The organism is Treponema sp. UBA753, from assembly GCF_002297325.1.
Lineage (GTDB): Bacteria > Spirochaetota > Spirochaetia > Treponematales > Treponemataceae > Treponema_D.
In genome coordinates this window covers 7344-16650 of record NZ_DBKJ01000124.1, presented here as the reverse complement: position 1 = coordinate 16650, position 9307 = coordinate 7344, and the positions used below count along the sequence as shown (strand labels likewise).

7 protein-coding genes and 1 pseudogene are annotated in these 9307 nt (G+C 36.8%); 5 read left to right on the top strand and 3 right to left on the bottom strand.

Annotated features, from left to right (window positions below; translation table 11 throughout):
- On the top strand, positions 1-711 hold a 711-nt coding region (locus B4C08_RS09915), incomplete at its 5' end, for an ABC transporter ATP-binding protein (protein ID WP_296664973.1).
- Here B4C08_RS09915 and B4C08_RS09910 read toward each other — a convergent pair.
- The 3 genes from B4C08_RS09910 to B4C08_RS09900 are packed head-to-tail and all read right to left on the bottom strand — an operon-like array spanning position 699 to position 3664.
- Positions 699-2057 carry an MATE family efflux transporter gene (locus B4C08_RS09910; RefSeq protein ID WP_296664970.1) on the bottom strand — a complete coding sequence of 453 codons (1359 nt, stop codon included), beginning with the start codon at positions 2055-2057 and terminating at the stop codon, positions 699-701. The genes B4C08_RS09915 and B4C08_RS09910 overlap by 13 nt on opposite strands.
- Before the next feature lie 58 nt (positions 2058-2115).
- Positions 2116-3066: an oligopeptide/dipeptide ABC transporter ATP-binding protein gene (locus B4C08_RS09905; RefSeq protein ID WP_296664969.1), complete on the bottom strand. Its 951-nt coding sequence runs from the start codon at positions 3064-3066 to the stop codon at positions 2116-2118.
- Positions 3053-3664 carry a sugar O-acetyltransferase gene (locus B4C08_RS09900; protein ID WP_296664967.1) on the bottom strand — a complete coding sequence of 204 codons (612 nt, stop codon included), beginning with the start codon at positions 3662-3664 and terminating at the stop codon, positions 3053-3055. The genes B4C08_RS09905 and B4C08_RS09900 overlap by 14 nt, the downstream gene beginning before the upstream one ends.
- 209 nt (positions 3665-3873) lie before the next feature.
- Between B4C08_RS09900 and B4C08_RS09895 the strand changes: the two genes are divergently transcribed.
- The 4 genes and pseudogenes from B4C08_RS09895 to B4C08_RS09880 all read left to right on the top strand — a co-directional run.
- Positions 3874-6567, top strand: coding sequence for a hypothetical protein (locus B4C08_RS09895; protein WP_296664965.1), 2694 nt, complete (start codon positions 3874-3876; stop codon positions 6565-6567).
- 2 nt (positions 6568-6569) lie between these two features.
- Entirely contained in the window at positions 6570-7805 is a 1236-nt protein-coding gene (locus B4C08_RS09890; protein WP_296664963.1) for a hypothetical protein, read from the top strand.
- Between the two features lie 108 nt (positions 7806-7913).
- Positions 7914-8774 (top strand): sulfide/dihydroorotate dehydrogenase-like FAD/NAD-binding protein, encoded by an 861-nt coding sequence (locus B4C08_RS09885; RefSeq protein WP_296664962.1) that lies wholly within the window; start codon positions 7914-7916, stop codon positions 8772-8774.
- 228 nt (positions 8775-9002) lie between these two features.
- Positions 9003-9307, top strand: a pseudogene (locus B4C08_RS09880) (dihydropyrimidine dehydrogenase); the annotation flags it as partial.

Sequence of the window (9307 nt, the reverse complement as noted above, 5' to 3'; positions counted from 1 at the left end):
TCGGACATTTGCGTTCAAAAGGGGGAATTTGTTTGTTTGTGCGGAAGAAACGGCAGCGGAAAATCAACTCTTTTAAAAACTCTGGCTGGAATTGAAAAAAGCACTTTAAAAGCTGGCAAAATATTTTTATCAAACTCTGAAGAGACTGACATTTTTTTGCTAAAAAGCAAAATGCGGGCTAGAAAGATTTCATACCTGGAACAAAACGAAGTTTCTGCCTGGAATCAAAAAGTTTTTGACTTTATACTTAACGGCAGATTTGCCTGGTCGGAGTTTTGTTATACACAGGAAGATTTTGATATTGTAGAAAATGTGGCAAAAATCCTAAACATAAAAAATCTTTTGTCTAAAGATATATTTTCAATTTCTGGCGGAGAATTTCAAAAAGTGCGAATAGCTCGCTCTTTAGCACAGAATACAGATTTTTTGCTTTTAGATGAACCTTCTTCCAGTTTAGATGCCTTATACGAGAACGAGCTTCTTCAGCGGCTTTCTGCATTGGCAAAAGAGCATGACAAGGGGATTTTAGTTTCGATTCACAATATAAACAAGGCTGCAAGATTTTCAGAAAAAATAGCGCTTGTTTTAGAAAAAAAGATTATAACGGATTGTGTTAAAAATATTTTTACTGAAAAGAACTTAGAATCAGCATTCGGAAAAGGCTTAAAAATATTTACGCATCCGATATTTAATTGTCCTCAGGCCGACTGAACTTGGCTTGAGTGAACTTTGCGGAATATGTGAACAAAGTAAACTATTTCTGCTAAAGCTGTAATTGCCCAAGAAACGCTATAGAGCAAAAATAGCGATTCTATAGTTTTGAACATAGCAAAAATGGTGAAAATCCAAATAATCCTGAAAACGCAAGAGCCTAAGATAACGATTACCGTAGGAATGGAGGTCTTGCCAAGTCCGCGGCTTGCCGCTATTGCGCAGTCCATAAAAGGTGCAATGCAGTATGACAGCGCCATAATATGAAGTCTTCGCAAGCCGTAAGCTATAGCTTCTGAATCGCTAGTAAAAATCGAAATAACTTGGCTTCCAAATGCATAAAATAAGAGTCCAAGAATAGTGGCGGCTCCAACGGCGTAAGCAAGGCTGATAAAGTAAGTTTTTAAAATGCGGTCTTTTTTGCCTGCTCCGTAGTTTTGTCCAATAAAACATGCGCAAGATGAATAAAATCCGTCTAAAATGTTAAAAACCAGGTAATCTGTTTTTTCTGCGGCAGAAATTCCAGAAACCGCAAGCGCGTCAAAACTGTTTACGCCCATTTGAATAAACATATTCGCAAACGCAAAAAATGAACTTTGAAAACCTGCCGGAATTCCTATTTTTAAAAGTTTTCCTGCTTTGTGAACATGAAAAGTTTGTCCTTTAAATTTTAATCTTACAAATCCAATGCCTTTTCTTACTGCCCTAAAAATTAGAAATGCTGAAACGCACTGAGAAATCGTGCTGGCAATGGCAACGCCAGCGACGCTCAGTTCAAAATATATCACAAAGACAAGGTCTAGAATTACATTTACAATGCCTGCAATTGCAAGGTACCAAAACGGTCTTTTTGTGTCGCCTGCGGAACGTAAAACAGCATTTCCAAAGTTGTAAATCGCAGTTGCTGGCAAACCCAGCATATAGATTATAAAATAAACTTTGCAGCCGAAGATAAGTTCATCTTTTGTGTGCAAAAGTTTTAAAATCGGTTCCGCAAGCAAAATGGCAATCAGCATTAGAACAAAACCGCTGACAAGGCAAACAATAAATGCTGTAAAAAGGAAGTCTTCTGTTTCTTTTTTATTTTTTGCGCCAATGTAATATGCAACAATTACGTTCACTGCAGAAGCAATTCCTACAATAAAGCCTACAAAGAAAAATACAAGTTGAGAAGCGCTGCCAACCGCGCCTAAAGCAAGAGCTCCAGAATATCTGCCGACAACTGCGGCATCTACCAATGTAAAAAGAGATTGCAACATATTTGTAGCAATCAAAGGCAGACCAAACACAACAATGTTCTTAAAAAGCGAGCCAGTTGTCATATCTATTTGTCTTGTTTTTGTCATAGCACAAGGTATAGACTTTTTTTATAATAATGTCAAACAAAGAAAAAAGTAAAAGAAATCAGATGTTAAAGCACCTTGTTCTGTGCGATTGTGCTGTTGTTACAAAGTCTGGAAGCTCGGCTTTACAGCGTTCGCTTGCCTTTGGACATCTATAAGCAAAAGGACAGCAGTTTTCATTTTCAAGAACGGTTTTTACTTCAGTATTTGATTCTGTTTGTTTTCCAAGAGCTCCTTCAAAAAGCAATTTTGTGTATGGATGCTGGGCTGTTTTATACAAATCGGCTGCAGGAGCTTCCTCTACAAGAATGCCTCTATACATAACGCCTATGGTATCACAGAAATAGCAGGCGACTTTTAAATCGTGTGTTATAAAAATGTAGCTTAATCCGCGACGCTGTTTTAGTTCTGCGAGCAATTTTAAAATCTGCGACTGAATAGAAACGTCTAAAGCAGAAACAACCTCGTCGCAAATTAAAAGCAAGGGATTCATAATTAATCCGCGTGCAATAGAAATTCTTTGGCGCTGGCCTCCAGAAAATTCTGCAGGTCTTCGATTTAAGTCTTCGGGATTAAGACCTACTTCTTCCATTGTTTTTTCACATAAAATCCAAGCTTCTTTTTTGCCTTTCCATTGTTCTGAATATTTTAGGCCTGCAGTAAGAACTTCAAAAATTGTCATTCTAGGGTTTAATGAGCGGGCTGGGTCTTGAAATATATATTTTACTTTTTCGCGGTAAAGTTTAAGTTGTTTTCTATTGTATTGAGAAATATCTTGACCGCAGAACAGAATTTTTCCAGAAGTTGGCTTATACATTTGAATTATTAAACGTACAGTTGTTGTTTTTCCGCAGCCTGATTCACCGACAATCCCATAGGTTTCGCCTTTTTTTACAGCAAAGGAAACATCGTTTACCGCATAAACGGTTTTTTTATTTTTTGCAAAAAAGCCAGCTTCCAAACTAAAAGTCTTTGAAAGATTTTGTACCAAAAGAATTTTATTTTCTTCCATAATCAGATGAAATTTCCCTCTTTTTGAAGTAGTATTTTTTATCTTCTTCGGTAATTTGTCTAACAACTTTGCAAGGGTTTCCAAATGCAACTACATTGTCAGGAATGTCTTTTGTAACTACGCTTCCAGCTCCAATCACACAGCCGTTTCCAATGTGGACGCCTGGAAGAATTACAACGTTTCCGCCAATCCAAACGTTGTTTCCAATCGTAATTGTGATTCCATACTCAACGTGTTTTCTCATCTCAGAATCGATTGGATGTCCTGCTGTATAGATTCCTACATTCGGAGCAATAAGAACATTGTTTCCTATAATGACTTTTGCGCAATCTAGAACAACAAGATTGTAGTTCGCATAAAAATTTTCTCCAACTTCAATGTTTATGCCGTAATCGCAGTGAAAAGGAGGCTCTACATGCACATTTTTGCCAGTTTTTCCTAAAATACTTTTTATAAGCTCTTTTTTTTCGCCCCAGCGTTCTGGCGGCAAGCTGTTGTATTCATACAATTTTTTTCTATTTTCTTCCATTTTTGTTTTGCAACTAGAATCAAAAGAATTGTATGGTTGTTCCGCAATCATTTTTTCAAATTCAGTCATGACTTTATATTAGTACGAATGTATAAAAAAATTCAATGCAATAAAATAAAAGTTCTGTTTTCATCCTAAAATAAAAGAATACGCAGGCGCTTTGCAAAACAATGCGCTTTGATTTGGTGTAATAATGGTACGTAACAATGCATTTGACCTGAATAAGTTATTGGATTATATTTACAATTGTAAAATATTTTATGATTGGAGATGTGCTTATGAAAAGAAAATTTTTTTGTCTTTTTATTTTGATTCCAATTTTTTTCTCTTGCGGAATGGAAATTCCTGAATCTATTTCTATTAAAACAAAAGCAAAGTATTCGTTTTCATTTGGTGAAAAAGATTTTGATTTAAAAGAATATATTTCTGCAGAAAAACTTGGCTCTTCTATGGGCAGCACTGAAAAAGATCCAAAGGTGTATGTTTACAATCCTAGTGGAAATACAAAAATGCAGTATCTGGTTTCTTATCCGATTGAAGCCATAAAAATCAACCTTGCTGATAAAAATTTCTCTGAAATAAATATACCTACATTTGAAGGCAAAAAAATTGATCAAAAAATCGAAGTTCCAAAACTTGCTGCAGATTCCTCTGCCGAAACTGTAAATGAAATTGATATAAATGAAATGCTTTTTGGAACTGATGGCGAGGCGCAGTTTAATATTGAGCCTGTTGATATAAGCGAAGCCGCGCTTGGAGGTCAAGTTCTTTCTAAAGCCGATGCGGAAGAAAAAAATCTAAAGCGGGATGTAAATGTTCAAATTACAGACGGCGGATTTTCTACAATGCTGCTAAAAACGGGAACCCTTCTTATTGAGAGGACAGGCACGTCTTCTGTTCCAACAAATCTTACAGTCGAACTTTGCGCTAGCGATGGAACACAAATTGCAGTCAAAGAAAATATTGATTTTTCAACTAGTTCATCAGTTTCGTTAGAACTTAGCGGAAAAACAATTACTCCTAAAATGGAGCTTTTTGTATACGGCAGTTTTGAGTCTGGCGGAAGTTCAAGCTATAAGATTACACCGAAACTTCAAGATATTTGTATAAGCGAAGTCAGCGGTCTTACTCTTCCTGAAAAAGTAATAACTATAAACAATGAGATTACTATAACGCCAGATACATCCTTTGTTTCTTGCGAAGTAGAAAGCGGTTTTGTGCAGCTTGCTTCCACTGTTCCGTCTGAAGTTAAAGGACTAAAAGTTATTTCCCGCAATGTTGAACTTTCAGAATCTCTTTCAGTTAAAGAGAATGATTGGAATAAAACTGAATCAGAGCAGACAATTTTTGACCGCAGTTATGATTTAAAAGGCAAAAACTTTTCGGAAAGTCCAATCAAAATAAAGTTTGAAGGAAGTGTAAACTATAAACTAGAAAATGCATCTGTGGTTCTTAAAAATGGCGAGCCTATAAAAATTGAAATTCTTCCAGAATGTAACATTAGTAAACTAAAATCAGTCGTATTAGATTTAAAAAATCACAAGGATGAATTTGCGATTGAAAAAATTGAAAACAACTTTGGCGCGCAGATTGCAAACGACGTTTCAAAAATTGTGCTAAATCCTTCGGGGCTAAAAATTACTTATAAAAATGAACTTCCTAGTGGAAACGATTTTAAAGTCAGCTACAAGTGCGAGCTTTTAGGCTTGGACAAAGAACTTGCATTAAAAGCGTCTGGAGTGTTGGGAAGTCAAACTGAAGAAAAAGATTTTTGTAAGCAAGATAAAGAAATAGCCGTTACCGACTCTACAAGTTTTGTGCTTGAACCAAAATTGTCTTTTCCAGGTGCTGCGCAAAATCCTGAAGCAGGAAAAGAATATTACACAACCTTGACTGGCATTGAACCGGGTAACACGTATTCTATTTTAATAAACGTTGAGCCAATTTTCGACTGGAAATCGATTACTGTAAAAATGTCTGAGTCTGGTCTTAGCGGTTTAAAAGGCGAGCAAGATTCAAAAATCAGCCTTGATTCAATGTTTGACTCTATAAAAGAAAGTTTCTCGGATTTTGGAAACATTTCGTTTAAGCAAATAGAATTATATCTTTATTTTATAAATCCAGGCGTAAGTGGATTGGATACTAATTCTTTTTCTGGAAAACTTTATGCAAAATCGGGAGAAAATACCGATGAAAAAATTGTGTATATTTTGGGTTCTGAAACTGAATCAAAGCCGTTGGATTTTGTAAAAGAACAGGAATTAAAGTTTAACGATTCAAAAGAAGTAATTTTGACTCAGGACAAAAGCAAAGCGTCGGCATATTCTTCAGATATTGCAAAACTATTTAATTCGGAAAACAAAAGCACTAGCAGTACAATAAAGTTTGGCTACGACATGACCGTTTCAGATTCTTCTGGCGGCGCTTCTAGCAGCGAAATTGAAATTTCGAAAGAGTTTTACGAAAAACTAAAAAAAGAAACTGCGCAAGATATTTGTATTCCTATTGAAGCAAGAATTATAGTTCCTTTGATTTTTGACATCGCTGACAACACAAAGCTTGATTTAAAAAAATTAAAAAACAATGGAAAGGAATCTTCTGAAGAAACAGATTTTTTTAATCGCTCAGAAGCAACAGATATGTCTTCTTATGAAAAATTCTTGGAAGTAATTGATTCTGTAAATCTAAAATACAAAGTTTCAGAAGACTTTTTGGATTATAGCAATAATGCCAGCGCTAAAATTTACTTTGGTCTTCCAGGAAAGCAGTTCAATCTTGATTTAGGCAAGGATACTATAGCCATAAAGGGCAGCGATGTTATTGAAATGCTAAAAACTTATCCTTATAACCCGGAATTTTACGCAGAGCTTCCAAAAGGCACGGTTACAGTTCCATACTTTACAGATGCAAAGATTGCATTTTCTATGGAAGTTATAACAGATGGCGAAGTTTCTATTTGGGGAGGAAAATAATTATGAAAAAGCTAATAATTTCTTTTTTAGTGCAAATAGTTATTTGTGTTTCAGCCTTTTGCGGCGACTACTTGAAAATGCCAAGAAGATATTTTGAAATTGGCGTAAAGGCTCCTGTAGGCATATCTAATAATGCAATTGGTGTTACTGATTTATTGAAAAAGAATCTTGTTATTGACCTTGAAAAACTGGCAAATGATTTGCCAAAAGACGGCTTGATTTTCGATATGAATGCTGCGCCGGATTTCTCCATGAACTTAAACCTTTCAAATGGATTTCGTTTTGGTCTAAAACTTGGCATTGACGGCTACAGCAAAGTTGATTTTTCAAAATCGTTGATTGATTTTTTGTGCAAAGGAAACGAGCTTAACGAAACTTTAAACTTTGATGGCGGAGTAAATGCCGATATTTTTGCGCACCTCGATTTATCTTTTGGACGCGATATTAATCAACTTCATGTTGAATTTACACCAAGTCTATTTGTTCCTGTTGCCCATATAGAAACAACTTCCGCAACTGCATATCTAAAAAATGCTCCGGATGGAAAAATTGAAGCTCTCGCTCAAGCAAATTTAATGGCGTATACCTGCTTTAATACACGGCCTATTTTTGATAAAGATTGCAAAGATTTAGTTTTTGAAAATGTCGCTTCCGGCTGCGGTTTTGATATTTCTGCATCTGTGGAGCAAAAGGTTCTTGAATCGCTTATTGCTGGTGCGTATTTGCGCCTGCCAATTGTTCCTGGCACGCTTGGATATTCAACAGGCATGAACTGCAAGGTCGGTTTTGAAGCTAAAAGTGTAGTTGCCCTTGTTTCTAAAGAAGAAGACGCTTCTTCTTTTACATCTGAAATGTCTGACATTTCTTACGGAAATGAACCTTACGTTATAAACCGGCCTATGCGTTTTGGCCTTCAATGTGCATGGCGTCCCTTTGGTTCCTGGTGTTCTTTTAATGGTCTTTTGGGCTTAGGATTGAACGAACCTTTTTCAAAATATGGGAAAACAACCTGCTTTTTAGAATATGATTTTGGTTGCGATATGCTTTTATTCCATGTGCTTGGGTTTAATCTTTCTTCAAATTATTACAACAAAGTATTCACACAGCAGCTAGGTCTTGTAATAAATCTTCGCATTCTTGAAATTGATGTAGGCGTGTCTGTGCAAGGCAGCGACTTTGCAAGAAGCTTCTGCGCATCAGGAATAGGTGCCTACGCAGCTGTTTATATTGGTTTTTAATTTTACATTTTATGGTGTTTTTGTCATTTTTCAATTGAAAATAAGTATCTATTCTATTAGAATTAAAAAACCACTTTAGAATTATTATTAAGTATTAAGAGGATTGTAATGTTTAAGATTCTTGAAAAACGCAAGCTGTCGGAAGCTTCCGCAACTTGGTACATGAAAGTTGAGGCTCCGGAAATTGCTAGAAATCGAAAAGCCGGTCAGTTTATTATTTTGCAGGTTGATGCAGAATTCGGCGAAAGAATTCCACTTACGATTGCTGATGCAAATGCTGAAGAAGGCTGGATTGCACTTGCGTTTCAGGCTGTTGGCGCAACATCTTATAAACTTTCACTTAAAAATGTTGGCGATGAGCTTGCCGCCTTGCTCGGACCGCTTGGAAATCCTTCTGTAATTGAAAAAAAAGACGGTCCGGTTGTTGTTGTTGGCGGTGGTTTTGGCGTTGCTCCATGCTATCCAATCGTTCAGGCTCATAAGGCAATCGGAAATAAAGTTATTGTTGTAATTGCAGCCCGCACAAAGGATTTGCTCATTTATGTTGACGAAATGAAGGCGATTGCCGATGAAGTTATAATCATGACAGATGACGGTTCTGCAGGTCGGCAAGGCGTTTCTACAGTTCCTTTAAAAGAAATGTGCGAAAGTCAGACTCCGCCGGCGGAAGTTATTGCAATCGGACCTCCGATTATGATGAAATTCTGCGCGCTTACAACAAAACCTTACAACGTTCCAACAACAGTTTCTTTGAATACAATTATGATTGACGGAACTGGAATGTGCGGTGGCTGCCGAGTTTCTATTGGTGGCGAAACAAAATTTGTTTGCGTTGACGGACCGGAATTTGACGCGCATCAGGTTGACTGGGACAATATGATGATGAGAATGAAATCTTTTAAAGCTCGAGAAACAGAAGATTTCCACAAATGCAAGCTTGAAGCTCAGGCAGACGCTTTGGCAAAATAAAAGTTATGTTGAATGTCAGTTTTTGCAAAGTGATTAAAAAACGCTTTCGGCAAGAACCGTAATTTGCTTCGATGGTGCAAGTTCGGCAGGACTAGCTGCCTAATTATCGAAAAACACAAAAGTGTTTTTCTTAAAGCTTGCAAATCTACGCAAATCACGAACCTTGCCTACGCTTTGTTCTTTGTGAAAAACTGCATTTAAGTAAAACTAAACATAAAGGATAGAAAAATGTCACATAAAACTATAGAAGAACTGAATAAGATTGCCGAAGAAGAACTGGCAAAAATTCAAGGAAAAGAACTTACAAATAAAGACCGGATGGCAATTCCGCAGCAGGAAATGCCTAGCCGCGAGCCTAAAGAACGTGCCCGCCAAATGGCGGAAGTTGCGCTTGGTTACACAGAGGCGCAGGCGGTTGTTGAGGCGAATCGATGCCTTCAGTGCAAAAATATGCCTTGTATAAATGGATGTCCGGTTGGCGTAAAAATCCCTCAGTTTATTGCAAAAATTGCCCAGAAAGATTTTAAGGGCGC